25 protein-coding genes and 3 tRNA genes are annotated in these 25,073 nt (G+C 71.1%); 12 read left to right on the plus strand and 16 right to left on the minus strand.

Annotated elements, in window-relative coordinates:
• From GGQ69_RS13605 to GGQ69_RS13630, 6 genes are all read right to left on the minus strand, one after another.
• Entirely contained in the window at nt 1–429 is a 429-nt protein-coding gene (locus GGQ69_RS13605; RefSeq protein WP_010143545.1) for a DUF3151 domain-containing protein, read from the minus strand.
• A 48-nt stretch (nt 430–477) separates the two neighbouring features.
• Complete coding sequence (locus GGQ69_RS13610; protein WP_183529397.1) at nt 478–783, minus strand: hypothetical protein; 306 nt, start codon at nt 781–783, stop codon at nt 478–480.
• 54 nt (nt 784–837) lie between these two features.
• Nucleotides 838–1,860: a class II fructose-bisphosphate aldolase gene (fbaA, locus tag GGQ69_RS13615; RefSeq protein ID WP_183529399.1), complete on the minus strand. Its 1,023-nt coding sequence runs from the start codon at nt 1,858–1,860 to the stop codon at nt 838–840.
• 189 nt (nt 1,861–2,049) lie between these two features.
• Entirely contained in the window at nt 2,050–3,441 is a 1,392-nt protein-coding gene (locus GGQ69_RS13620; RefSeq protein ID WP_183529401.1) for an AI-2E family transporter, read from the minus strand.
• Between the two features lie 105 nt (nt 3,442–3,546).
• A complete protein-coding gene (locus GGQ69_RS13625; RefSeq protein ID WP_370577191.1) occupies nt 3,547–4,260 on the minus strand; it encodes a TrmH family RNA methyltransferase in 714 nt (237 codons plus the stop codon).
• Nucleotides 4,257–4,586 (minus strand): hypothetical protein, encoded by a 330-nt coding sequence (locus tag GGQ69_RS13630; protein WP_183529403.1) that lies wholly within the window; start codon nt 4,584–4,586, stop codon nt 4,257–4,259. Before GGQ69_RS13630 ends, GGQ69_RS13625 begins: the two co-directional genes overlap by 4 nt.
• A gap of 136 nt (nt 4,587–4,722) precedes the next feature.
• On the opposite strand from GGQ69_RS13630, the gene GGQ69_RS13635 reads away from it, so the two are divergent.
• A complete protein-coding gene (locus GGQ69_RS13635) occupies nt 4,723–6,969 on the plus strand; it encodes a carbon starvation CstA family protein (protein ID WP_183529405.1) in 2,247 nt (748 codons plus the stop codon).
• 2 nt (nt 6,970–6,971) lie between these two features.
• On the plus strand, nt 6,972–7,190 hold the full coding sequence (locus GGQ69_RS13640) for a YbdD/YjiX family protein (protein ID WP_183529406.1): 219 nt from the start codon (nt 6,972–6,974) through the stop codon (nt 7,188–7,190).
• A gap of 192 nt (nt 7,191–7,382) precedes the next feature.
• Here the strand turns inward: GGQ69_RS13640 and GGQ69_RS13645 are convergent, their stop codons facing one another.
• Nucleotides 7,383–8,210, minus strand: a complete 828-nt coding sequence (locus tag GGQ69_RS13645) for an alpha/beta fold hydrolase (RefSeq protein WP_183529408.1) — start codon at nt 8,208–8,210, stop codon at nt 7,383–7,385.
• Between the two features lie 713 nt (nt 8,211–8,923).
• Between GGQ69_RS13645 and GGQ69_RS13650 the strand changes: the two genes are divergently transcribed.
• The gene (locus GGQ69_RS13650; protein WP_183529410.1) at nt 8,924–9,922 is read left to right on the plus strand and encodes a magnesium and cobalt transport protein CorA; all 999 of its coding nucleotides are present in this window, start codon (nt 8,924–8,926) and stop codon (nt 9,920–9,922) included.
• Nucleotides 9,923–9,943: 21 nt separating this feature from the next.
• Here the strand turns inward: GGQ69_RS13650 and pyrE are convergent, their stop codons facing one another.
• The gene (pyrE, locus tag GGQ69_RS13655; protein WP_183529412.1) at nt 9,944–10,546 is read right to left on the minus strand and encodes an orotate phosphoribosyltransferase; all 603 of its coding nucleotides are present in this window, start codon (nt 10,544–10,546) and stop codon (nt 9,944–9,946) included.
• A 46-nt stretch (nt 10,547–10,592) separates the two neighbouring features.
• Here pyrE and GGQ69_RS13660 point away from each other — a divergent pair, with 46 nt between their 5' ends.
• The 6 genes from GGQ69_RS13660 (at nt 10,593) to GGQ69_RS13685 (ending at nt 16,536) form a co-directional block, all read left to right on the plus strand.
• The gene (locus tag GGQ69_RS13660) at nt 10,593–11,060 is read left to right on the plus strand and encodes a MarR family winged helix-turn-helix transcriptional regulator (protein ID WP_183529414.1); all 468 of its coding nucleotides are present in this window, start codon (nt 10,593–10,595) and stop codon (nt 11,058–11,060) included.
• Nucleotides 11,061–11,081: 21 nt separating this feature from the next.
• A complete protein-coding gene (gene nadE, locus GGQ69_RS13665; RefSeq protein WP_183529416.1) occupies nt 11,082–11,909 on the plus strand; it encodes an ammonia-dependent NAD(+) synthetase in 828 nt (275 codons plus the stop codon).
• 48 nt (nt 11,910–11,957) lie between these two features.
• Nucleotides 11,958–12,788 carry an exodeoxyribonuclease III gene (locus tag GGQ69_RS13670; protein ID WP_183529418.1) on the plus strand — a complete coding sequence of 277 codons (831 nt, stop codon included), beginning with the start codon at nt 11,958–11,960 and terminating at the stop codon, nt 12,786–12,788.
• Nucleotides 12,789–12,797: 9 nt separating this feature from the next.
• Nucleotides 12,798–13,658 (plus strand): hypothetical protein, encoded by an 861-nt coding sequence (locus GGQ69_RS13675; RefSeq protein WP_183529420.1) that lies wholly within the window; start codon nt 12,798–12,800, stop codon nt 13,656–13,658.
• Nucleotides 13,659–13,783: 125 nt separating this feature from the next.
• Nucleotides 13,784–15,658 (plus strand): alpha-amylase family glycosyl hydrolase, encoded by a 1,875-nt coding sequence (locus tag GGQ69_RS13680; protein WP_183529421.1) that lies wholly within the window; start codon nt 13,784–13,786, stop codon nt 15,656–15,658.
• A 119-nt stretch (nt 15,659–15,777) separates the two neighbouring features.
• Nucleotides 15,778–16,536, plus strand: a complete 759-nt coding sequence (locus GGQ69_RS13685) for an SDR family NAD(P)-dependent oxidoreductase (RefSeq protein ID WP_183529423.1) — start codon at nt 15,778–15,780, stop codon at nt 16,534–16,536.
• 75 nt (nt 16,537–16,611) lie between these two features.
• Here GGQ69_RS13685 and GGQ69_RS13690 read toward each other — a convergent pair.
• From GGQ69_RS13690 to GGQ69_RS13700, 3 genes are all read right to left on the minus strand, one after another.
• A tRNA-Phe gene (locus GGQ69_RS13690) sits at nt 16,612–16,687 on the minus strand.
• A gap of 77 nt (nt 16,688–16,764) precedes the next feature.
• Nucleotides 16,765–16,838 (minus strand) — tRNA-Asp (locus tag GGQ69_RS13695).
• Between the two features lie 93 nt (nt 16,839–16,931).
• Nucleotides 16,932–17,004 (minus strand) — tRNA-Glu (locus GGQ69_RS13700).
• Between the two features lie 115 nt (nt 17,005–17,119).
• Here GGQ69_RS13700 and GGQ69_RS13705 point away from each other — a divergent pair.
• On the plus strand, nt 17,120–17,518 hold the full coding sequence (locus GGQ69_RS13705) for a metallopeptidase family protein (RefSeq protein WP_298045108.1): 399 nt from the start codon (nt 17,120–17,122) through the stop codon (nt 17,516–17,518).
• A gap of 23 nt (nt 17,519–17,541) precedes the next feature.
• Here GGQ69_RS13705 and GGQ69_RS13710 read toward each other — a convergent pair whose 3' ends face one another.
• From GGQ69_RS13710 to GGQ69_RS13730, 5 genes are read right to left on the minus strand one after another with little or no spacing between them, the layout of a single operon-like run.
• The gene (locus GGQ69_RS13710) at nt 17,542–18,513 is read right to left on the minus strand and encodes a universal stress protein (RefSeq protein WP_183529425.1); all 972 of its coding nucleotides are present in this window, start codon (nt 18,511–18,513) and stop codon (nt 17,542–17,544) included.
• Nucleotides 18,510–19,499, minus strand: a complete 990-nt coding sequence (locus GGQ69_RS13715; protein WP_183529427.1) for a spermidine synthase — start codon at nt 19,497–19,499, stop codon at nt 18,510–18,512. Before GGQ69_RS13715 ends, GGQ69_RS13710 begins: the two co-directional genes overlap by 4 nt.
• Entirely contained in the window at nt 19,489–20,079 is a 591-nt protein-coding gene (locus tag GGQ69_RS13720; RefSeq protein WP_298045106.1) for a GNAT family N-acetyltransferase, read from the minus strand. The genes GGQ69_RS13715 and GGQ69_RS13720 overlap by 11 nt, the downstream gene beginning before the upstream one ends.
• Entirely contained in the window at nt 20,076–20,411 is a 336-nt protein-coding gene (locus GGQ69_RS13725; protein WP_010143582.1) for a thiamine-binding protein, read from the minus strand. The genes GGQ69_RS13720 and GGQ69_RS13725 overlap by 4 nt, the downstream gene beginning before the upstream one ends.
• 43 nt (nt 20,412–20,454) lie before the next feature.
• The gene (locus GGQ69_RS13730) at nt 20,455–21,807 is read right to left on the minus strand and encodes an Nramp family divalent metal transporter (RefSeq protein WP_183529429.1); all 1,353 of its coding nucleotides are present in this window, start codon (nt 21,805–21,807) and stop codon (nt 20,455–20,457) included.
• A 165-nt stretch (nt 21,808–21,972) separates the two neighbouring features.
• On the opposite strand from GGQ69_RS13730, the gene pta reads away from it, so the two are divergent.
• Nucleotides 21,973–24,045: a phosphate acetyltransferase gene (gene pta, locus GGQ69_RS13735; protein WP_183529431.1), complete on the plus strand. Its 2,073-nt coding sequence runs from the start codon at nt 21,973–21,975 to the stop codon at nt 24,043–24,045.
• A 44-nt stretch (nt 24,046–24,089) separates the two neighbouring features.
• The coding region (locus tag GGQ69_RS13740) for an acetate/propionate family kinase (protein ID WP_183529433.1) at nt 24,090–25,073 on the plus strand (984 nt) is incomplete at its 3' end.

Genomic DNA, 25,073 nt, shown 5'->3' on the forward strand with positions numbered 1-25,073 from the left:
TCAGCCCCGGGCGATCTCGTCTTTGGCGCGGGGGTCGGCGTCGGCCAGGAAGGCGTCGATCCGGTGGACCTCCTCGCCCTCGCCGATGGCCGCGGCGGCCTGGCCGAGCAGGTAGAGCGAGCGCAGGAAACCGCGGTTGGGCTCGTGGCTGTACGGCACGGGGCCGGCCCCGCGCCAACCGGCGCCGCGCAGGGCGTCCAGTCCGCGGTGGTAGCCGACGCGGGCATAGGCGTAGGCATCGATGGTGCGGCCCTCGCCCCAGGCGTCCTGCGCCATGAGGGCCCAGGCCAGCGAGGACTTCGGGAACCGGGTGGCGAGGTCCTCCGGCAGGTCACCGGCCTCGATCCGCGCGAGGACCTCGTGCTCCTCGGGCAGGTAGGTGGGTTCGGGCTGCATCAGGTTCCTGCCGACCAGGGACGCGTCAGACATGGTGCTCCTTCCGGGGCGGTCGTGGGCGGGGCGGGTTCACCCCCGACTCTAGCCGTGCCCCGGCTCCCCGCCCTCGTCCCATCCGAGCTCGCGGGCCTGCCGGGCCCACCGGTCGTGCTCCACGTCGCGCGCCTCCCGGCGGTCCTGCCGGGCCTCCAGACGGTCGACCCGCTGCTCCAGCTCCGGCCGGGCCGTGCCCTTCTCGAGCGCCTCGACCCGCTTGCGCAGTGCGTCCAGTTCCTGCGGATCGGCGCCCTCGGACCACGGCAGCGGCCTGCCCGTGGCCATGCTGAACACGGTGATCCCACCCCAGACGAGGATGGCGATGATGGCGATCCACGCGTACCACGGCATGGGCGTTCCTTCCGGTGGGCAGCCCGGGCCGGCCGGCCCGGGCTGTCGGTGGGGTTACTTGATGGACTTGCCTGCGGAGCCCAGTTCCTGACAGGCCTGGACGATGCGCTCGGCCATGGACGTCTCGGCCAGGGCACCCCAGACGCGCGGGTCGTACGCCTTCTTGTTGCCGACGTCGCCGTCCACCTTCAGCACGCCGTCGTAGTTGGTGAACATGTGCCCGGCCACCGGCCGGGTGAAGGCGTACTGGGTGTCCGTGTCCACGTTCATCTTGATGACGCCGTAGGAGACGGCATCGGAGATCTCCTGCTGGGAGGAGCCGGAGCCGCCGTGGAAGACCAGGTCGAAGGGGCGCTCCCTGCCGATCTTCGCCCCGACCTCGCGCTGGATCCCGTCCAGGATCTCCGGGCGCAGCTTCACGCCGCCCGGCTTGTAGACGCCGTGGACGTTGCCGAAGGTCAGCGCGGTGATGTACCGGCCGTTCTCCCCGGTGCCGAGGGCCTCGATGGTGGCGAGCCCGTCCTCGACGGTGGTGTAGAGCTTGTCGTTGATCTCGTGGGCCACGCCGTCCTCCTCCCCGCCGACGACGCCGATCTCCACCTCGAGGATCTGCCGGTTGGCGTGGGTCCGGGCCAGCAGCTCGCGGCCGATGCGCAGGTTCTCCTCCAGGGTCTCGGCGGAGCCGTCCCACATGTGGGAGTTGAAGAGCGGGTCCCGGCCGGCCTTCACCTCGGCCTCGGAGGCGTCCAGCAGCGGCATGACGAAGCCGTCCAGCTTGTCCTTCGGGCAGTGGTCGGTGTGCAGGGCGATGTTGACGTCGTACTTCTTCGCCACCTCACGGGCGAAGGCCACCATGGCCAGGGAACCGGTGACCATGTCCTTGACGGAGGAGCCGGAGAAGTATGCCGCGCCGCCGGTGGACGCCTGGATGATGCCGTCCGAACCGGCCTCGGCGAAACCGCGGATGGCCGCGTTCAGCGTCTGGGAACTGGTGACGTTGATCGCCGGGTAGGCGTAGCCGCCCTCCTTGGCGGAGTCGATCATCTCGGCGTACTTGTCCGGGGAAGCGATGGGCATTGCGGCTCCTTGGCATCTGGTGACCGTGAGCGCCGGCGAACATGCCGGCGTCGGGAAGTCCGGCCTGCGGGCGGGGCGGGCAGGCAGCCCCGGTGCAGACCCTGTCCGCAAGCCATCCTAGCGACCGGACGGGCACGGGGGCCGCGCCCGCACCAGGGTGACCTGGTCGCGGGCCCGGCGCCCGCCGGTTCAGCCCTGGGGCCCCCGGTCCGCGGTGGCGGCGTCGACGTCATCGCCCTCGGGTGGCGCCTGGGCGGGCCCGTGGGATCCGGCCGCCGCCGGGGTCACGCTCCTGCGGCGTTGGCGGCGCATGCGCTGGTAGCGCAGGCGCTGGGCCGGGGTGGCCTTGGCGGAGGCCCGGTCCTTCGGGTCGAGGGGGTCCTGGCCCAGCACCGGGTCGGGGCCGGTCTGGTAGCGATCGGACCAGACCTGGATCAGGGTCCACGCCACGGCGGTGTAGGGCACGGCCAGGATGGCACCGAAGATCCCGCCCACGATGGTGCCGACCGTCAGGGCCAGCAGCACGATCAGGGCGTGCAGGCTCAGGGTGCGGCCCATGACGACGGGCTGGAGCAGGTTGCCCTCGAGCTGGTTGACGGCGACCACGATCGCGACCACGATCAGGGCCTCGACCGGCCCGGTGGTGACCAGGGCGACCAGGGCGGCCAGGATCCCGGCGACCGTGGCCCCCACGATGGGCACGAACGCACCGATGAACACGATCACCGCCAGGGGCAGGGCCAGCGGGACGCCGATGATGAACAGGCCGAGCCCGATCAGCACGGCGTCCACCAGGGCCACGGTGGCGGTGCCGCGGACGTAGCCGCCGAGCACCTGCGAGGACCGGTCCACGGACTCGGCGAGTTTGGCGCGGGTCCCGTCCCGGAACCAGCGGAGGGTGAAGCTGGTGATCTTCCAGCCGTCCTTGAGCAGGAAGAACAGCACCACGACCATCAGCACCACGCCGGTGAGGAACTCGGTGGCCGCGGACAGGCCGGTCAGGGTGTTGCTGGCCAGGCCCCGGGCGAACTCACCACCGGTGAGGAAGTCCGTGACCTGACCGGTGACGTCCTGCAGGGCCCCGGCGTCCACCGGCAGCGGGCCGGAGGTGATCCAGTCCTGCAGTTGCTGCCAGCCGGCGATCGCCGAGGCGGTGAGGGCGTCCCACTCGTTCCGGACGGCGACGACCACTCCGGTGACCACGCCACCGACGAGGACCAGGATGCCCAGGAAGGCCGCGAGGGTGGCCCAGAGGTGGGACCAGCCCCTGGCCACCAGCCACCGCACCAGCGGGGCCACGGCGGCCGCCAGGATGAACGCGACCAGCACCGCGACCAGCACGACGCTCACGCGCAGCAGGAGCCACAGGACCCCGACGACGACCGCGGCGATCAGCAGCGTCTGCCCGGCCCGGGCCCCGGCCCGGCCCATCCCGTCCGACCACGGTCCCGGTGGCCGTGCGGCCGGGGACCCGGTGGCGGGCTCGGCGTCACCGTCCGGGGTGGCGCCGGGGCCGGCCCGGTGCGGACCGGTGCCGGCCAAGGGATCCTGCGGGTGCTGCGGGGCATGCGGTGTGGTCACGGGCTGGCTCCTGAGGCCTGGAGGACGCGGTGCTGTGGTCCAGCCTACGAGCCCGCGCGGCCGGTGGACTCCCGTGAGGGTGTCCGGCGGATGCCGCGGCGGCGGTCAGGTACCGAACACGTGGCGGCGGACCCAGGCGTGCATGGCGATCCCCGCCGCCACGCCGGCGTTGATGGACCGGGTGGAGCCGAACTGGGCGATGGACAGCGTCGCCTCCGCCGCGCGGTGCACCTCCTCGGACAGTCCCGGCCCCTCCTGGCCGAAGACCAGCACGCACCGCTCGGGCAGCCGGTAGGTCTCCAGCGGCACCGAGTCCGGGAAGATGTCGATGCCCAGCACCGTCAGTCCCTCGGACCGTGCCCAGTCGATGAAGTCCTCCACCGTCGGGTGGTGGTGCACGTGCAGGTAGCGGTCCGTGACCATGGCCCCGCGCCGGTTCCAGCGGCGCCGGCCGATGATGTGCACGCCGGCGGCGTTGAACGCGTTGGCGGTGCGCACCACGGTGCCGATGTTCAGGTCGTGCTGCCAGTTCTCGATGGCCACGTGGAAGGAGTGCCGGCGGGTGTCCAGGTCGGCGACGATCGCCTCCAGCGACCAGTAGCGGTAGTGGTCGGCCACGTTGCGCCGGTCCCCGTGCCGCAGCAGGTCCGGGTCCCAGTGCTCCCCCGTCGGCCAGTCACCCTCCCAGGGGCCCACGCCCACCTCGCGCGGGTGCCCCTCACCGGGCACGACGCCGGCGTCCGCCTCGGCCGGCACGTCCGGGTCCAGTGCGGCCGGCACCGGGGCACCCGGGGTGCCGGGTCCGGCGTCGGGCGTCACCCCTTGCGGTCCACCAGCGCCCACGAGGCCAGCGCCGAGGCGGCCGCCACGGTGAGCACCGAGGGCCAGGCGCCGATCTTCTTGGCCAGCGGGTGCGAGGCGCCGAACCCGCCCAGGTACACGGCGGACAGCGCGGCGGTGGTGCCCGCGCCGGCCTTCGCCGCCCAGGTGCGGCCCGCGTAGGCGCCGACCGCGGCCAGGACGACCCCGCCGAGGGGACGGGTCCCGGTCTCGCGGGCGGTCAGGTAGCCGCCGATCAGCCCGAGTGCCGCCAGCGGGGCGGTGGTGACGGACTCGGCGGGCTTGAAGACTCCACGTTCACTCATGGCCCCTACGCTAGCCGCCCCAGCGGTGGGTATTGACGTGCTGACGCGCGCCGGAGGACAGTGGTCATGCACCCGCCGCGCCAGCCTCCGGGACGAGGCCCCCCGCACCACGCGGCACCGTGAGATGAGGGATGAGATGACCGAGAGTTCCGCGCCCACCACCGGATTGCCACCGACCGCCGTCGACCCCGAGGTAGCGGAGCAGGAGGACCGGAAGTGGACTCCGGGCAAGATCATCCTCTGGGCGGTCATCGCCCTGGTCGGCGGCATCGCGTGGGCCATCCTGGCCATCTCCCGCGGCGAGACGATCAACGCCATCTGGTTCGTGTTCGCCGCCGTGTGCACCTACCTCATCGCCTACCGGTTCTACTCGAAGTTCATCGAGCGGAAGATCACGCGGCCGGATGACACCCGGGCCACGCCGGCCGAGTACAACAACAACGGGCGGGACTTCATGCCGACGGACCGGCGGGTCCTGTTCGGCCACCACTTCGCGGCGATCGCGGGCGCCGGCCCCCTCGTCGGCCCCGTCCTGGCGGCCCAGATGGGCTACCTGCCCGGGACCGTGTGGATCATCATCGGCGTGGTGCTGGCCGGCGCGGTCCAGGACTACCTCGTCATGTTCTTCTCGATGCGCCGCGGGGGCCGCTCCCTGGGTCAGATGGCCCGGGAGGAACTGGGGATCATCGGTGGCACCGCCGCCCTGTTGGCGACCCTGATGATCATGATCATCATCGTGGCGATCCTGGCGCTGGTCGTCGTCAACGCCCTGGGCGAGTCCGCCTGGGGTGTCTACTCGGTCGCCCTGACCATTCCCATCGCCCTCTTCATGGGCGTCTACCTGCGCTTCCTACGCCCGGGCCGGGTCATGGAGGTTTCCGTGATCGGTTTCGCGCTGCTGATGTTCGCGATCATCTCGGGCCGCTGGGTCGCCGAGTCCGCGTGGGGCGCCGAGCTGTTCCACCTGGACCGGACCACCATCGCCTGGGCGATCATCATCTACGGTTTCGTGGCCGCCGTCCTGCCCGTGTGGCTGCTCCTGGCCCCCCGCGACTACCTCTCCACGTTCATGAAGATCGGCGTCATCGGCCTGCTGGCCATCGCGATCGTCGTGGTGCGCCCCGAGATCACCGTGCCGGCCATCTCAGAGTTCGCCGGACGCGAGGACGGTCCGGTCGTCCCCGGGTCACTGTTCCCCTTCCTCTTCGTCACCATCGCCTGCGGCGCGTTGTCGGGATTCCATGCCCTGATTTCCTCCGGGACCACGCCGAAGCTCGTGGAGAAGGAGAGGCAGACCCGCTTCCTGGGCTACGGCGGCATGCTCATGGAGTCCTTCGTGGCGATCATGGCGCTCGTCGCCGCGATCTCGATCGACCGCGGCGTCTACTTCGCGATGAACTCCTCGGGGGCCGTGACCGGGGGCACCGTGGAGGGCGCCGTCCAGTTCGTCAACTCGCTGGGGCTGATGGGCGTGAACCTGGCGCCCGAGACACTCACGGACCTTGCGGCCAATGTCGGCGAGGAGTCCGTGGTGTCCCGCACCGGTGGCGCCCCGACGCTCGCCGTGGGCATCGCGACGATCATGAACCAGTGGTTCGGCGGGCCCGCGATGATGGGCTTCTGGTACCACTTCGCGATCATGTTCGAGGCCCTGTTCATCCTCACCGCCGTGGACGCGGGTACCCGCGTGGCCCGGTTCATGCTGCAGGACACGATCGGCAACTTCATCCCCCGGTTCAAGGACACGTCCTGGCGCCCGGGCGCCTGGTTGTGTACGGCGATCATGGTCGCCGGCTGGGGATACATCCTCATCCTCGGCGTCACCGACCCCCTGGGGGGCATCAACACGTTCTTCCCGCTCTTCGGCATCGCCAACCAATTGCTCGCCGCGATCGCACTGGCCGTGGTCATGGCGATCGTGGCGAAGCGGGGCACCTTCAAGTACCTGTGGGTGGTGGTGCTCCCACTGGCGTTCGCCGCCGTGGTCACCATCACCGCCTCGCTGTACAAGATCTTCTCCCCGGTTCCGGCGGTCGGTTACTGGGCCCAGCACAACGCGTTCCGCCAGGCGCTCGAGGACGGGCAGACCAGCTTCGGCACGGCCAAATCGGTCGAGGCCATGGAGGCGGTCGTGCGCAACACCTTCGTGCAGGGGACGCTGTCGGTGGTGTTCATGGTGCTGACGATCATCGTCATCACCATGGCCGTCGTGGCGACCGTGAAGTCCTACCGGACGCGCGGCGTGCCGGAGAACGAGGATCCCCGGGTCGAGTCCCGCATCTACGCGCCCTCCGGGCTCATCTCCACCCCGGCCGAGAAGGCCCTCGAGGCGCAGTGGAAGGCCCTGCCGCCCGAGCGCCAGCCGGTCCGCGGGAGGCACTGACCGTGGCGGCGCAGGCACTGCGCACACTGGCCGCCTCGCTCACCACGGCCTGGCGGAGCACCGTGTGGTTCCTTCGCGGCGTGCTCGGGGCGGACGCCTACCAGCACTACCTGGCCCACCAGGCCCGGGTGCACCCGGGTGTCGAGCCGATGTCCGAGCGGGCCTTCTGGAAGGACAGGATGGACTGGCAGGACCGGAACCCGCAGGGACGCTGCTGCTAGCACACTGACTGGACGTCCGGCGCAGCACAGCCCGGAACGGGCGGCTCCCGGGGCATCGGGAGCGCTGGCTGCGCTGATCCGAGCGCTCCGCGCATCCAGGGGTCAGCGGAAGGGCGCCATGCCGTGTGGATCTCTGGGCCGAGAACCCTGAGTACGCCGAGAGGCCGCATGTGCCCGGCTGGGAGGAGGGCCCTAGGCGCCTGGAGTGAGGTGTTCCCGGATGGCGTGCGCGACGTCGAGGGGAGAGTCCTCGGTGGGGATGTGCTTGCCGTGTACCTCGACCAGGTCCGAACCGGGGATCTCGGTGACGTAGCGGCGGGCGTAGTGGAGCTTCTGGAAATCATCCTCCCGGCCCCACACCAGCCGGGTCGGAATGGCCGCCTCCTGCAAGGCGGGAATCAGGGCCAGGGTGTATTCGGGGGCGGCGGCCGCGGCCATCGCCGTCCAGGACCGCACCCTGGCCGGATCGCGCCAGGGACTGAGGTAGTCGGCCAGTTCGGCATCGCCCAGGGTGCGGTGGACGCTGCCCCGGGTGGAGGTGGTGCGCGCCTCGAGGAGGTCCTCGACGGTGGTGGCTGCCCGTACCTGGGGGTCGCGGTATCGTTCGACGGCCGGTACCGGCCAGGAGTCGAACATGACCGCGTTCATCAGCACCATCCTGTGGATCCGGCCGGTGGTCGCGGCCAGGTGTTGGGCGATGCCTCCGCCGATGTCATGGCCGGCCACGTCGAAAGTGCCCAGTCCTAGGGCATCGGCGGCCGCCAGGACGGTCCGCGCCAGAGCCGGGACGGTGGCCTGCTCGACGGGGAGTTCTCCGGCGCTGGCCCCGAAGCCCGGCAGGTCCAGGGCGATGCACCGGGCGGTGTGCCCCAGTTCGGGCAGGATCGGCGCCCACACCCGGCTCCAGAAGGTGCCGTGCACCAGGACCAGGGGCGGGGCGTCTTCATCTCCGCTGGTGAGGTAGGACAGGTCGGCGCCATCGACCGTGATGGTGCGGCGGGCCACCGGCTGGTGTTCCATGGTTCTCCTCTTCTGGCCAGCGTGGGTGTCGGCGGTGCCGGCCTGGATCGGGGGTTGCGTTCAGGATGCCGTGGTGAGGGCCGGAGCCAGATCCGTCAGGGCGGCCACTGTGAGGTCAGGGTGTGCGCAGGAGGAGGGGTAGACAGCTCCGTTTCGGTTCACCCAGGTGGTGCATGGCCGACATGTCCGAGAGGGGCTCGTTGACATCGAAGACGATGACCGTCGGTGTTCCGGTCATGGTGAGATTCCTTCCAGTGGTCCTGGGAGCGGCCGCCGCGTGCCGCCGCGGCACGGTGACCGTGTCCACCCTGCCATCTCATCGGCCGCCGCACCACGGCCCCCGGTGATGGGCGGTGTCCCGGACGCCGGCCACGGGGCGGGCCCAGGCTGAGCGGACGGAGGCCTTCAGCGTGACGTCCGCTCAGCTGCGCGACACCCTGGGGATCGAACTGTGGCGCATCCCCGTGGTGGTCGTCACGGCGATCGCGATCCACCTGGTCTTCCTGCTGCCGATCCGCCTGTCCGGTCCTCGGCATGATGGCTTCTCTCCGGGTTGCGGTATCAGGCTCCTCTGGTCTGTCGTCACCCCGGGCGGAAGGGGCCACGCAGGCCAGCCGCCAGTCCGGGTCATGCCGATCAGGCTCTCACCGCACCGGACGGCGCGGCCAGTGGCTGTGCCCGCGGGCCCGGTCCGCAGGGCGCACAATGGAGCCGTGACCATCGTCGACAACGCCATCTACAAGGACGGCAAGCGCATCCTGGCCCCCACCAGCCTCCAGGAGACCTTCGAGGAGTGTGAACGGCTGGGTGGCATGGCCTGGGTCGGGCTGTACCGGCCGGACGAGGCGGAGCTGCAGGAGGTCGCCGAGGAGCTGAACCTGCACGAGCTGGCGGTCGAGGACGCGCTGGCCGGCGGGCAGCGGGCCAAGCTCGAGCACTACGACGACGACCGGTTCTTCGTGCTGATCCCAGCCCGCTACATCGACGAGACCGAGACGGTCGAGTTCGGCGAGCTCAACGTGTTCGTCGGGGCGAACTTCGTGGTCACGGTGCGCCACTCCGAGGTGCCGGACCTCTCCCGCGTGCGGTTGCACCTGGAGCGGGACCGGCCCGAACGGCTCGCCGCGGGGACCTCCGCCGTGGTGCACGGGATCCTGGACACGGTGGTGGACGACTACTTCCCGGTCGCGGACGGCCTGGACAACGACATCGCGGAGATCGAGGACCAGATCTTCGCGGGGGACGGCAACGTCTCCCGGCGCATCTACCAGCTCTCCCGGGAGGTGGTGAACTTCCAGCGGGCGATCCGGTCCCTGCCGTACATGCTCGACAACATGATCGAGAACCTGGAGACGGACCCGTCCAAGGTCGAGGTGGTCCGCAAGCTGCGGGACGTCCAGGACCACACGGAGCAGCTCAACGACCGCGTCATGGCCATGCGGACCATGCTCGAGCACGCCCTGGAGCTGGACTCGACCCTGACCTCCAAGAAGCTCGCCGAGGAGTCCGTGCGGCAGAACGACCAGGTGAAGAAGATCTCGTCCTGGGCGGCCATCATCTTCGCCCCGCAGTTGATCGGCTCCATCTACGGCATGAACTTCGACCGCATGCCGGAACTCCACTGGGCCTGGGGCTACCCCTTCGCCCTCGGGCTCATGCTGGCGATCGCCGTGGTGCTCTACGTCCTGTTCAGGCGCAACGACTGGCTGTAAGCGCGCTCCGGCGCCCCGCCGTCAGTCGAGGCCCAGGTCGTCCTTGCCGAAGGCGAAGAGGTAGGGCACGCCGGCCTCGGACTCGATCCGTTCGGCGGCACCGGTGGAACGGTCCACGATCACGGCCACGGCCCGCACGGTGCCACCGGCGGCGCGGACGCCCTCCACGGCGGTCAGGGCGGAGCCACCGGTGGTCGAGGTGTCCTCGAGCACGACGACGTCCCGGCCCTCGACGGCGGGACCCTCGACCTGGCGGCCCATCCCGTAGGACTTCTGGGCCTTGCGCACCACGAACGCGTCGACGCCCCGGCCCTGCCGGCCGGCCTCGTGCAGGATCGCGGTGCCGACCGGATCGGCCCCCATGGTCAGCCCGCCCGCGGCGCTGAACCCGATGCCGGCCCCATCCAGCAGGTCGAGCATGACGCGGCCGACCAACGGTGCGGCCTCATGGTGCAGGGTGACCCGGCGCAGGTCGATGTAGTAGTCGGCCTCCTGCCCGGAGGACAGCGTGACCCGGCCCCGGACGACGGCCAGTTCCTGGATGAGCTCGAGCAACCGGGCACGGTCCCGCGCCTTCTGGTCCGCCGAGCGGGCGGCGGGGGAATCCGGGGTCTGAGTAGTCATGCCGTCCATCCTAGATTCTCGGGCGGACCCCTCCTAGGGTGGTGACATGAGCGATCCCCAGCCTCCCCAGGAACCCCTGTCGGACCGTCCCACCGAACAGCTGCTCAGCTACTGGCTCAACATGGTGGACACGCTGCTCACCCAGCGCGTCAACGAGTCCCTGGCCGAACACGGCCTGACCCGGGCCCAGTGGCAGCTGATGAACGCCCTGACCTCCCGCCCGCAGTCCGCCGAGGAGCTCGGGCACGTGCTGCCGCCGCCCGTGGCCGGGTCGGACGAGGGCCCGCGCACGGTGAAGGAGAACCTGGACGAACTGGTGGAGTCCGGCTGGCTCGTGGTGGAGGGCGATCTCTACACCCTCACGAGCACCGGACGCACCAGCGGCGAGCGCGTGGCCGCCGTGGTCGAGGAGATGCGGGCCGACATCACCGAGGGCCTGGACGAGGAGCAGTACGAGACCGTGATGACCGCGTTGCAGACCATGGCGCGGAACCTCGGCTGGTCGCGCACCTAAAACCGCCCCTAGGCTGGGCCCATGCGCGAAATGCAGAAGGCCATCATTGCCGAGTTCGGTGTCAAGCCGGAGATCGATCCAGCCGCCGAGGCGGCCGCACGTGTCCAGTTCCTCCAGGACTACTTGCGAGCCAGCGGCGCGAGGGGATTCGTCCTGGGCATCTCGGGCGGACTCGACTCCACGCTGGCCGGCCGGCTCGCCCAGCTGGCCGTCGAGGGGTTGCGCGCCGAGGGCATCCAGGCCGAGTTCGTCCCCGTCCGGCTGCCCTACAACGTCCAGCATGACGAGGACGACGCCCAGGCCGCCCTGGACTTCATCGACGGTGACGCGGAGACCACGTTCGACATCGCGGCCGCCGTGGATGGCTTCGAGGCTGAGTTCACCGCCGCCACCGGGGAGCCGATCACCGATTTCAACAAGGGCAACGTCAAGGCCCGGGTGCGCATGGTGGCCCAGTACGCCATCGCCGGTGCGCACGGGCTGCTGGTGATCGGCACCGATCACAGCGCGGAGTCCGTGACCGGCTTCTTCACCAAGTTCGGGGACGGAGCGGCCGACGTGCTGCCGCTGTTCGGCCTGAACAAGCGGCAGAACCGGCAGCTGCTGAAGCACCTGGGCGCCGAGGAGCGGCTCTGGGCGAAGGTCCCCACCGCGGACCTGCTGGACGACAAGCCCGGTCAGACCGATGAGGCCGAGCTCGGGCTGAGCTACGACGTGATCGACGACTACCTCGAGGGCAGGGTGGTTCCCACCGACGCGGCGGAGAAGCTCGAGCAGGTCTACCTGCGGTCCCGCCACAAGCGGACCACCCCGGTCAGCATCCTCGACTCGTGGTGGCGCCAGGACTGAGCCCGGCCCGAAGCGCCCCTGGCGGAAGGTCTTGGCTAGGCTGGCCGGGTGAAGATCGCGACCTGGAATGTGAACTCCCTCCGTGCCCGTGCCGACCGCGTGGAGTCCTGGCTCGAGCGCACGGACGTGGACGTCCTGGCGATCCAGGAGACCAAGTGCAAGGACGAGAACTTCCCGTGGGAGCTCTTCGAGCGCATGGACTACGAGGTGGCGCACTTCGGTTTCTCGCAGTGGAACGGGGTGGCCATCGCCTCGCGCGTGGGCCTGGCGGACGTGGAGCGGACCTTCGTGGGCCAGCCGGAGTTCGGCAAGGGCGGCGTGGATGCCGTCCAGGAGGCCCGGGCGATCGCCGCCACCGTCGGCCAGGGCGAGGACTCTCTGCGGATCTGGTCCCTCTACGTCCCCAACGGCCGTGCCCTCGAGGACGAGCACATGGCCTACAAGCTGCACTGGCTGGACGTGCTCCGTGAGCACGCGGTGGATGCGGTCGCCGGGGACCCCTCGCTCCGCCTGGCCCTCACCGGGGACTGGAACATCGCCCCGCGGGACGAGGACGTCTGGGACATGCAGTTCTTCCTGGACGAGGGGCTGACCCACGTCTCACCCGCCGAGCGCGCCGCTTTCCACGCCTTCGAGGAGGCGGGCTTCCAGGACGTGGTCCGTCCCCGCCACCCCGGCCCGGGGGTCTACACGTACTGGGACTACAAGCAGCTGCGGTTCCCCAAGAAGGAGGGCATGCGCATCGACTTCGTGCTTGCCTCTCCCGCCCTGGCCACCTCCGTCACGGACGCCTGGATCGACCGTGACGAGCGCAAGGGCAAGGGCGCCTCGGACCACGCCCCCGTGGTCGTGGAGCTCGGCCCGGCCGCGGGGGCCTGAACCGGGCCCATGGAATACCAGTCCGAGCTGCGCGTCTACCAGCCCCTCGCCGCGTTTCCCGACGCCGTCCAGGCCGGGTTCCTGCGCGTCCGTCACCGCACGCGTGCGGCGGCGGAGGAGGAGGCGTCCCGACGGGCGTGGCGCCGGCTGCTGCGCGACGTCACCGACCCGTTCCCCCACGGGTCGGACCTGGTCCGCGTGCTGCAGGTGCCCGGGCCGGCGGACGGCCCCGTCTCGGAGTACTTCTGCCCGGACGAGATGGCGCTGCGCTGTGAACTGTCCGCGGAGCAGCTCGCGGAGTCGATGCGTCCGCAGACCTTCAACCTGGTGGTCCCGGAGGCGGCCCGGCGGGCCAACCTGGAACGCCTCGCCGAGCACCTGGAGGCGGACGGCCCCGAGGAGCTGCGGCACGTCCACACCCGGACCGCGGTCTGGGGCGTGCCGGCGTCCTGGTTCGCCCTCGTCCACGAGGACGACACCATCGAGGTCGAGACGGACCCCGGTTCCGCACCGGCCGGGGGCGCCTTCGACGCGGGCGCCGTCCGGACCGTGCGGGTCACCGTCCCGCTCGCCCTCGCCCTCGAGCGGGCCCGGCGGGCGGCCGTGGTGCTCTCCCTGCACGCGCCGGACATGGACCTGCTGAGCGACCTCACCGTCCTCGTGGCCTGGCTGGAGTCCTTCCACCCGGACTCCATGGTGGAACTGGACTACGGCGGCCTGGCCCGGCTGGTCTGGCCGGACGACTCCCCCTTCGACGTCCGCACCGCGCTCGAGGCGCTGGAGGACGGCGACCAGGAGGCGGCGGTGGTGGCGAACCACCGCATGGTGCGGCGGTGGCTGCCCGTGCGGCAGCTCGGCCGCGCCAGCTGAGCCCCCGCGAGCCCCGTCCAGGGGCGGGGGCCGTGCGAAGGACCGCCCGCGGTGCCCGGCGCGGCGGACGAGGGGTGGCGGATCCGCCCCCTGCCCCGGAAACCGTGGACCACTAGGCTGGGCCCATGACCACGGGACCCCTGAGCACTCCTCCGTCCGAAGCCCGCAACCGTCCGCAGAACCCCTGGTGGGTGGACGCCGTGATCTACCAGGTCTATCCCCGCTCCTTCGCAGACGCGGACGGCAACGGCATGGGTGACCTGGCCGGGGTGACGGCGAGACTGCCCTACCTGCAGCAGCTCGGGGTGGACGCCGTCTGGCTGTCCCCGTTCTATGTCTCCCCGCAGAAGGACGGCGGCTACGACGTCGCCGACTACCGGGACGTGGACCCGCTCTTCGGCACCCTGGCGGACGCCGACGCCCTGATCGACGCCGCCCATGAGGCCGGATTGCGCATCATCGTGGACTTGGTCCCCAACCACACCTCCTCGGCCCACCCCTGGTTCACCGAGGCACTGGCCGCCGACCCGGACACGGAGGAGGGCCGGGCGGCCCGGGACCGGTACATGTTCCGTCCCGGGGCCGGGGCCGACGGTTCGGAGCCGCCGAACAACTGGCAGTCCACCTTCGGCGGGCAGGCCTGGACGCGCACCACGAACCCGGACGGCACGCCCGGGGACTGGTACCTGCACCTGTTCGACTCCTCCCAGCCGGACCTGAACTGGGAGAACCCGGAGGTCAGGGACGAGTTCGAGGACATCCTGCGGTTCTGGCTGGACCGGGGGGTGGACGGGTTCCGGGTGGACGTGGCCCACGGGCTGGTCAAGGCCGAGGGCCTGCCGGACCACGCCGAGCGCCCCGGCATGGTCTCGGACGCCGGCCTGGCGCCGGCGGCGTTGAGCACCGATGACGGGATGGACGTCTCCGGCCACGCCGAGGAGAACCCGCAGGACCACTCCCACCCGGTCCCGTACCACGACCAGGAGGGCGTCCACGAGATCTACCGCTCGTGGAACGCGGTGCTCTCGGAGTACGACCACGACCCGGTGCTGGTGGCGGAGGCCTGGGTGGCCCCGCTGGAGCGGCTCTTCCGCTATGTCCGCCCGGGCGAGATGCACCAGGCGTTCAACTTCACCTTCCTGATGGCCGGCTGGGACGCCGTCCGGCTCTCGGATGCCATCACGGTCTCCGTGGAGGAGGCGGACAAGGTGGGCGCTCCGAACACCTGGGTGCTGTCCAACCATGACACGGTCCGCCACGCCTCCCGCTTCGGACTGACCGACCCCACCCGCTACCCCTCGGGAATCGGTGCCGAGGACGAGCAGCCGGACGAGGCGCTCGGGTGGAAGCGCGCCCGCGCGGCCGCCCTGATCGAGCTGGGGCTGCCCGGCTCCGCCTACGTCTACCAGGGAGACGAGCTGGGCCTGCCCGAGCACACCGAGCTGGACGACTCCCTGCGGCAGGACCCCACCTTCTTCCGCACCGAGGGCGCCGAGAAGGGCCGGGACGGCTGCCGGATCCCCATGCCCTGGCGCGCCGGGGCGCCCGGGCTCGGCTTCGCCGTCGGGAACCCCGCGGACGACGACGGCGCCGCCCCGGGCGCGGACGCGCGGCCGGCCGCCCCCTGGCTCCCCCAGCCGGAGTCCTACGCCCGGTACGCCGCCGACCAGCAGGTCGGCGTGAAGGGCTCGACCTTCGAGCTGTACCGCCAGTTGATCGCCGTGCGCGGCGAACTGGACCTGGGCACCGGGGCGTTCGCCTGGTCACGGTTCCACGCCCCGGACCACGGGGTGCTCGCCTTCACCGTGACCACCGGTGGCGGCCGGCACCTGGGTTCCGGGGAGCCGATCCCCGAGAAGGTGGTGCTCGTGCTGGCCAACCTGGGCGAGACCGCCGTGGACGTCCCCGAGCACTACGCCGCGGCCATCTTCAGCCAGGACGAGGCCCTGCAGGACGGGCAGCTGATGCCGGACTCGGCGGCCTGGTTCCTCAGGCACTGAGGCCCGGCCGGATCAGCGTCGGCCCGGATCAGCGGCGGTCCGGATCAGCGTGGGTCCGGCCGGCTTCCCCGCCGTGTGGCGCACGTCATGTTCGCGCCCGGCCGGGTAACCTGCCGAGCATGGACCTGAAGAACACCTCTGCCCTCGTCACCGGTGCCGCCTCCGGGCTCGGCGCCGCCACCGCCGCGCTGCTCGCCGGTCGCGGCGCCCACGTCATCGGCGTGGACCTGCCCTCCTCGATCGAGAACGCGTCCGCGGTGGACGGCGTCTCCTACGTCGCCGCCGACGTGACGGACCCGGACCAGGTGCGCGCCGCCGTCGCGGCCGCGACCGAGGCCGGCCCCCTGCGCACGGTGGTGAACTGTGCCGGCATCGCCCCCTCCGCCCGCATCCTCGGCAAGTCCGGTCCCCACGACCTCCGCCTGTTCGAGACGGTGGTGCGGGTGAACCTGATCGGGACCTTCACGGTGCTGTCCCTGGCCGCGGAGGCGATGGCGGCCACGGAACCCGTGGACGAGGACGGCCAGCGGGGCGTCGTGGTCAACACCGCCTCCGTGGCGGCGTTCGAGGGGCAGATCGGCCAGGCCGCCTATTCCGCCTCCAAGGGCGGGGTGCACAGCCTGACCATCACCGCGGCCCGGGACCTGGCCAGCAAGGGCATCCGGGTGAACACCATCGCCCCGGGCGTGGTGGAGACGCCCATGCTGGCGACGATCAGCGAGGAGTACCGGGCGGGTCTGGCCGAGGGCGTGCCGTTCCCGCACCGGCTGGGCCGGCCGGCGGAGTTCGCCCAGCTGGTGGAGACGTTCGTGGACCACCACTACCTCAACGGGACCACCATCCGGATGGACGGCGCCCTGCGCATGGCCCCGCGCTGACCCCACGCTCTCCAGGACGGGCACGGCCCGGGAACGGCGAAGGCCCCCGCTGGAAGCGGGGGCCTTCGGTCGTGCTGGTGGCTCCGACCGGCGTCGATCCGGTGACCTTTCGATTTTCAGTCGAACGCTCTACCAACTGAGCTACAGAGCCTGGCACCATCCGGTGGCTAGACCGGTGATCACCAAGATCCTCCGTGCCGGTGTTATCCGGCAATCGGAACATCCGAGCGACCCTGACGGGACTCGAACCCGCGACCTCCGCCGTGACAGGGCGGCGCGCTAACCAACTGCGCTACAGGGCCAGTGTGCGAGAAACCACTCTACCAGACGTTTTGCAGTGGTTTGACCACTTCGTCCGGCGGCCCGGCCTGACGGCTGGACCAGCGTTTCCTGCGTACCCCCAACGGGATTCGAACCCGTGTCGCCGCCGTGAAAGGGCGGTGTCCTAGGCCTCTAGACGATGGGGGCCTGAACACTTCGGGTTCCCGAAGTGGACCTGCAAGAGTCTAGAGGCTTCCCATGCCGAACCGCAAACCGGGGCGATGCCCGAAGACCCCCCCCCGGGAACGGGCACGATGGACGGGTGGACCCATCCGATCACCACCCCGACCCTCCCGAGCCCGCCGAGATGTCCGAGGAGGACTTCGACCGTGCCGTCTCCGACGCCCTCGAGGCGATCCCGCCGGCCCTGACCGAGCGCCTGTCCAACGTGGCGGTCTTCGTCGAGGAGGAGTATGAGCCGGAGCCCTGGGAGGACCCCGGCACGGAACTGCTCGGGCTCTACGACGGCATCCCGCTGACCGAACGCGCGGAGATGCCCTGGCAGCTCCCCGATCGCATCGTGATCTTCCGGGGTCCGCTGCTGCGGATGTGCCGGGACCGGGAGGAACTGGTGGAGGAGATCACGGTGACGGTCGTCCACGAGGTGGCGCACTTCTTCGGGATCGACGACGCCACGCTGCACGATCTCGGCTGGGGATGAGGTGCCCCCTCAGGCTGCGCGGGTCAGGAGTACATCGGGCCGAAGCTCGCCCGCGTCGCCAGGCGGCTGTCCTTGAGGTAGGGCACCACCATGACGGGACCGTGGGCGTGCGAGATGATGCCCTGGCTCGTGGACCCCAGCAGGGCGCCGGTGAATCCGCCGTGGCCGCGGGTGCCGACGACGGTCAGCCGGGCGGTCTTCGACTCCCCGACCAGGACGTCCACCGGCACGCCGTCGATGATCTCGGAGCTGACCTCCAGCCCCGGGAACTCGGAACGCAGCCACTCGACCCCAGCCTCGAGCTTCTCCTGCATCTCCTCGATCATGGCCTGCTCGTCCACGGTGGCCGGCAGCCAGGCGACCGCACCGGAGATCGGCGGCATGGCGATGACCACCCGCAGCGGGGACCGGCGGACGTCGGCCTCCAGGGCCGCGGCCAGCGCCGCCACGCGGCCCTGTTCGGATCCGTCCACGCCGACCACCACGGGGATCCCCTCGGCGGCCCGGCTGGCGTGTTCACCCTTGGGCACGATCACCACGGGGCACTTCGCGTGGGCCGGGAGCGCTCCCGCCACCGAGCCCAGCAGTCGTCCGAGGAACCCGCCGCGGCCGCGCGTTCCGGCCACCAGCAGGTTGGCATTGGCCGAGTAGTCCACCAGCACCCCGGCGGCGTCGCCCATCTCCACCCGGTGCACCAGCGGCACGTTGAGGTTGCCCAGTTGGTTCACCACGCCCTGCAGCACCTGCATGGCGCCGTCGCGGATCATGGTGTCGTCCGGGATGCCGTACCCGGCCTCCAGCGCGGAGGCCGCGAACACGGGCATCGTGTAGGCGGTGACCAGGGTCAGGGGCAGGCCGCGCAGTTCCGCCTCCCGGGCTCCCCACTTCGCCGCCGAGACGGACTGTTCGGAGCCGTCCACGCCCACCACGATGCCGTGGGTGGTGGCCTGTTCGGGAGTGATCGGGCTGTTGTCGTGGTCCTGTGAACCGGTCATGACGGCCTCCTGTCGTTCTCGCCGGTGTCGTCGTTGACACGGGCGGATGATGATCCCAGTTTAGTTCCCGGGAGCGGTTCGGCTAAGGGCCGGGCCCCTGCCGCGAAGTCCGTGACGGGGTCCACGAGGCGGGCCGGGAGCGGGTCGGCGAGCAGGTGCCGCACCAGGCCGTCCCGGCTGAGGGCCCCTCCCCCGTCCCGGGCCGTGAGCCGGCCGTCCGTGGCGGCGAAGACGATGTTGCCGCGACGCCGGCCCTTGAGCATCTGCGGGTCGGCGATCGCCACCACGGTGCCGAAGACGGCGCGGAGCGTGGCCGCCTCCCGCCGTGCGGCGGTCAGGTCCGGGCCCCCGCCGTGGTTCACCAGGTAGACCCCGTCCGCGCCCAGCACCCGCCGGGCGTGGCGGGCCGCGTCCAGGCCGACCAGGTGATCCGGGGTGACCTGGTCCTCGGGCGTGGTCCCGGCGAAGACGTCCCGGACGATCACGTCCCGGCTGTGCTCATGGGCACCGCCCAGTACCTCTCCGGCCTCACCCACGCGGATCCGCAGCCGCGGGGCGCGGGGCAGGGCGAAGCGGTCGCGGGCCAGCGCGGCCAGGCCGGCGTCGAGCTCCACGGCCGTCTGCCGGGAGTCCGGGTACCAGGCCGCCGCCCAGCGGGCCAGCGTGCACCCGGCGGCGCCCAGGTGCAGGATCCGCAGTGGCTCCTCCGGTGCCCAGCGGTGCATGATGACCGCCGCGATCCAGCGCATGTACTCGAAGCCCAGGTCCAGCGGGTCCTCCGGGTTGAGCTGGGAGGACTCCGCGCCGTTGAGCTTGAGCAGCCAGGCCCCGTCGGTGAAGGGATCGCGCAGGATCTCCGCGGTGCCCGAGTCGATGGTGAAGACGCCGGGTTCGATCCCCGGAACCTCCCCGCCGCGCGAGGCCGGGCGGCCCCCGGCACCGCCCTTCCTGCCCGCGGACTTCCGGCCGGAACGCTCACGCGCCACGGCGCACCATGAGCTGCTCGTCCAGCCCGGCCCAGGGGCCGGTCATCGGGACGGGGGCGCCGACCTCGGCGAAACCGTGCCGGCGGTAGAAGGCGCGGGCGCACTCGTCGGCCGAGACGATCCGGACCCGGCAGGGTGAACTGCCGACGGCCCGGGCCAGGAGGGCGTCGGCCACGCCGGACCCCTGGGCCTCGGCCAGCACGTAGAGCGCGCGGAGCTCGAGTGGGGGCAACCCGGCATCGACCGACCCAACGACCCCCGCCTCCCAGGACCCGGTGGCCCCGGGCCCGGCTGCCGGGTCCGGGGCATCCGCGGTGACGAGGGGACCGGCCGAGGCCAGGCCCACGCAGCGGCCGCGGGCGTCCTCGGCCAGCCACAGCTCGGTGCCCCGCGCCAGTTCCCGGCGCCAGTGCTCGACCTGTTGCGGCAGGGTCGCCTCGGCGGCGGTGAAGAACGGTTCGTCCCTCAGGTGGCCGTAGGCCTCGCGCCAGGCGACGGCCTTCATGGCCAGCACGGCCTCGAGGTCGGCCTGGGCGGCGTCGCGGACGTAGAAGCGGGCCTGGTTCCCGGACCCGCTCACCGGTTCTTCAGGGCCGCTTCCAGGCGCTCGACCTTGCCGTCGAGCTCACCGGTGTGCCCGGGCCGGATGTCCGCCTTGAGCACCAGCGAGATCCGTGAGCCGAACGGGGCCACGGCGTCCACGGCGTCCTTGACGACCGCCATGACCTCGTCCCACTCCCCCTCGATCTCGGTGAACATCGAGGAGGTGCGGTTGGGCAGCCCGGAGTCCCGGACCACCTGCACGGCGGCGGCCACGGCGTCGTGCACCGAACCGTCCTCGGCCTGGTGCTGCGTACCGGGATCCCCGGGGCGGGGCGTTCCGGAGGGGGCGACGGAGAAGGCGACGATCATGCATCCAGTCTGCCCCACCGCCGCCGGGGGCCCAAGGGGTGGGCTATGCGCCGCCGCCGAAGAGCGGCGCCACCGCCTTGATGAGCTCGTAACCGCCGAGGACCACGAAGACGAGGGCGGTGAGGCCCAGCAGGGCGTTGTGGAACCAGCGGTTGCGGAACTTCGCCGGGACGAGCTTGCGCTGGTTGTTCAGGAACAGCAGCGTGACGGCCAGGAACGGCATGAACAGCGCCCCGAGCGTGCCGTAGAGCAGGATCAGGAAGATCGGCCGCTCCAGGAACAGCAGGGACATCGGCAGGATGGTCAGCCAGATCAGGTAGAACCGGGCCGGCTTCGACTCCAGCGAGGGGGCGTCGTCCTGGTCCAGGCTGTCGGCCGGCTTGCGGAAGTTCGTCCAGAAGTCGGCGAACATCAGCGAGACGCCGTGCCACACGCCCAGCAGGGAGGAGAAGGAGGCGGCGAAGAAGCCGATCAGGAAGATGATGGAGAACGCCTGGCCGTAGCGGTCGGCCAGCACGTTGCCCACGTCCAGCAGCCCGCGGTCACCGGCGGAGATGGCCAGCCCGGCCGAGTGCAGCAGCTCCACGCCCATGATCATGGTGGCGATCACGAAGATGCCGGTGAGGACGTAGGCCGTGGCGTTGTCGTAGCGCATGACCTTCATCCACTTGGGCGTGTTCCAGCCCTTCTCGCGCAGCCAGTAGCCGTAGGCGGCCAGGGTGATGGTGCCGCCGACGCCGCCGGCCAGTCCGAGGACGTAGAACATGGCGCCCTCCTCCCCGGGGATCATGGGGATCAGCCCGGTGAGGATCTCCCCGAGGTTCGGCGCGGTCAGGGCCGCCGAGACCAGCACGGCGAAGAACATGATGCCGATGAGCACGGTCATGAGCTTCTCGATGAGCCCGTACTTGTTGATCCACACCAGGCCCAGGCCGATCAGCCCGGAGACGATCGCGAAGATCTTGGAGTCGACCTCCGGGAACAGCGCCGAGAGGGGCAGCGCCACCGAGCTCATGGCGGTGGCCCCGTAGACGAAGCCCCAGATCATGATGTAGATGCCGAAGTACCAGCTGGTCCAGACGCCCAGGGTGCGCCAGCCCTGGAAGATGGTCTTGCCGGTGGACAGGTAGTACCGGCCGGTGCCCTCCACGAGCACGATCTTGAAGATGACGCCCAGCACCACGGCCCACATGAGCCCGTAGCCGTAGCGCGAGCCCGCCGTCAGGGTGGCGACGAGGTCCGCGGCGCCCACGCCGGTGGCGGCGGCGACGATGCCGGGACCCAGCGAGTTCCACTTGACCTTGACCGGCGTCTCGTCGATCTCGGCCTGCGTGAACCCGACGATCTCGGGGTTGTGGACCGGATGATGGCGGTCCACGGGGTCGTGACGTGACATGGTGTCCCCTAGGTGAGGTGCGATGGGATGACAGGAGAATGGCGTAGGACACGGTAGCCGGTGATCAGGGCCGCTCCCAAAGCGCCCACGTGGCCGGAGCCCGCGGAGCGCGCGCCTAGAGTGGGATCCGAGGCACACCGTCCACGGGAAGGCTTGGAACGCGACATGACCCAGGGCATCTTCGTCACCACCACCACCAACGGGGCCGGCAAGTCCCTCGTGACGCTCGGGCTGGCGGACTCGCTGTACAAGCGCACCGGTTCGATCGGCTTCTTCCGCCCGGTGGTCCCGGGTGACTCGGTGGAGGCCGACCCCATGGTCCAGCTGATGCGGGAGAGCTACGGGCTCGACGCCGGCCGGTCCCGGGGCGGGGTGACGGCCGCCGAGGCGCGGGGCATGCTGGCCGAGGGCCGTTCCGACGAACTGCACGAGCGCTGCGTGGCCCAGTTCGACGAGATGGCTGCGGCCTGCGCGATCATCGTGGTCGAGGGCACGGACCTGACCGGGGCAGACCCGGCGATCGAGCTCGACCTCAACGCCTCGCTGGCCCGCCACCTGGGCACGCCCGTGGTGGGCGTGGTCTCCGCTGCCGGGCTGGACGGGACCGGCGTCGCCGATGCCGTGGACCTGGCCCGGCGCACCCTGGACGAGTCCGGCGTCGAGCTGCTGGCGATGATGGTCAACCGGGCCGACCCGGCACGCCTGGACACGGTCACCGAGGCCATCCGCCCCGGCCGCCACGCCTGGCCGGTGTACGTCCTGCCCGAGCTGCCCGAGCTGGCGCTGCCCTCGGTGGCGGAGATCGCCGCCGCCCTCGGCCTGACCCAGGTGGCCGGCAACACGAACCTGGACCGTGACGTCTCCGAGGTCAGGGCCGTGTCCATGGAGGGCGGGAACTTCCTGCAGATCCTGCGTGAGGGCGCCCTCGTGCTGGTCTCCGGGGACCGCTCGGACGCCGTGCTCGCCACCGTCGCCTCGTCCCTGGCCCCGGAGTTCCCCGTGGCCTCCGGGATGATCCTGACCAACGGGATCGAGCCCAACGAGCAGATCCGCCGGCTCTACGCCGGGGCGACCTTCCCGATCTTCAGCACTTTCGCCGACACCTTCAGCACGGCCCGGTCCGTCGCCACGGTGCGCAGCGAGCTCTCCAGCGCCCAGCCCCGCAAGACCGCCGCAGCCCTGGGCGCCTGGCACCAGCGCGTGGACGGCAACGAGTTGTTCGAGCGCATCCAGCTGCCGCGCGCCGAGCGGACCACCCCGCTGCGCTTCCTGCACGGGCTGATCGAGCGGGCCCGGGCCGACCGGAAGCGGATCGTGCTCCCGGAGGGCGAGGACCCCCGCATCCTGCGCGCCGCCGAGATCCTGCGCCGCCGGGACGTGTGCGACCTCGTGGTGCTCGGCGACGAGGCCCTGGTGCGCGACGTGGCGGCCCGCGAGGGCGTGGACCTGACCGGCCTGGAACTGCTGGACCCCGCCACCGCGCCGGCCCGTGAGCGCTACGCCGAGGAGTACGCCCGGCTGCGCTCCCACAAGGGGGTGGACATCGACCGGGCGCGCGAGGTGATGACCGAGGGCGCGTACTTCGGCACGATGATGGTCCACCTGGGAGACGTGGACGGCATGGTCTCCGGGGCGGCACACACCACCGCCAACACCATCCGCCCGGCACTGGAGTTCGTGAAGACCCGTCCCGGGGTCTCGATCGTCTCCTCCGTGTTCTTCATGCTGCTGCCGGACCGCGCCCTGGTCTACGGCGACTGCGCCGTGAACCCGGACCCGGACGCCGACCAGCTGGCCGACATCGCCTACGCCTCGTCCGTGACCGCCCACCAGTTCGGCGTGGACCCGCGGGTGGCCATGCTGTCCTACTCCACCGGCGGCTCCGGCTCCGGGGAGGCGGTGGACAAGGTCCGCACCGCCACCGAACTGGTCCGGGCGGCCCACCCGGAGCTGAAGGTGGACGGCCCGCTGCAGTACGACGCGGCGGTGAACGCCTCCGTGGCCGCCTCGAAGATGCCGGACTCCGAGGTGGCCGGCCAGGCGACCGTGTTCATCTTCCCGGACCTGAACACGGGCAACAACACGTACAAGGCGGTCCAGCAGTCCTCCGGGGCCGTGGCCGTCGGGCCGGTGCTGCAGGGACTGAACAAGCCGGTCAACGACCTCTCCCGCGGGTGCACGGTGGACGACATCGTCAACACCGTGGCCATCACCGCCATCCAGGCCCAGGGCGACTGACCACCGGCTCCGGCCCCCGCCTCCCCAGAAAGGCTCTCCCAGACATGCTCATCCTCGTCATCAACTCCGGCTCCTCCTCACTGAAGTACCAGGTTCGTGAGGTCAATGCCGACGGCACGGAGCCGGCGGACCCGGTGGTGGCGAAGGGCCTGGTGGAGCGCATCGGGGTGCCCGGCTCCGGGATCGACAACCACGTCGAGGCGCTGGAACGGGTCAACGAGGAACTGGAGGAGATTCTCGGGGACCGTCAGATCGCCGCCGCCGGCCACCGCGTGGTGCACGGCGGCGAGCGCTTCAAGGCCCCGGCCCTGGTGACCATGGAGGTCATCCGGGCGATCGAGCGGCTGGCCCCGCTGGCCCCGCTGCACAACCCGGCGGCCGCCCAGGGCCTGCGGGCCATCGCGGACCGGTGGCCGGACATGCCCCAGGTGGTCGTCTTCGACACCTCCTTCCACCAGACCATGCCGGAGGAGGCCTGGCGCTACGCCCTGCCGGACGCGCTCTACACCGAGAACGGCATCCGCCGCTACGGCTTCCACGGCACCAGCCACGACCTGGTCACCGGGATCGCGGCCGAGACCCTCGGCATCGACCGGGACGACTTCAACGCGGTGATCCTGCACCTGGGCAACGGCGCCTCGGCCACCGCCATCCGCGGCGGGAGGTCCGTGGACACCTCCATGGGTTACACCCCGCTGGCCGGTCTCGTCATGGGCACGCGCTCCGGGGACGTGGACCCGTCGATCATCACGCACCTGATCCGGAACCACCACTACGACGCCGAGCAGATGGACCGGCTGCTGAACAACGAGTCGGGGCTGCTGGGGATGTCCGGCAACGCGGACATGCGCCAGGTGCTGGACTCCGCCCACGCCGGCCACCGCCGCGCCCGGACCGCCATCAAGGTCGCCTCCTACCGGCTGGCCAAGTACGTGGGCGGCTACCACGTGGCCGTCGGCGGGGCGCAGGCGATCGTGTTCACCGCGGGGATCGGGGAGAACTCCGCCCCGTTCCGCGCCACCGTGCTG

It is taken from the genome of Micrococcus sp. TA1 (assembly GCF_014199555.1).
In the GTDB taxonomy this organism is placed as follows: domain Bacteria; phylum Actinomycetota; class Actinomycetes; order Actinomycetales; family Micrococcaceae; genus Citricoccus.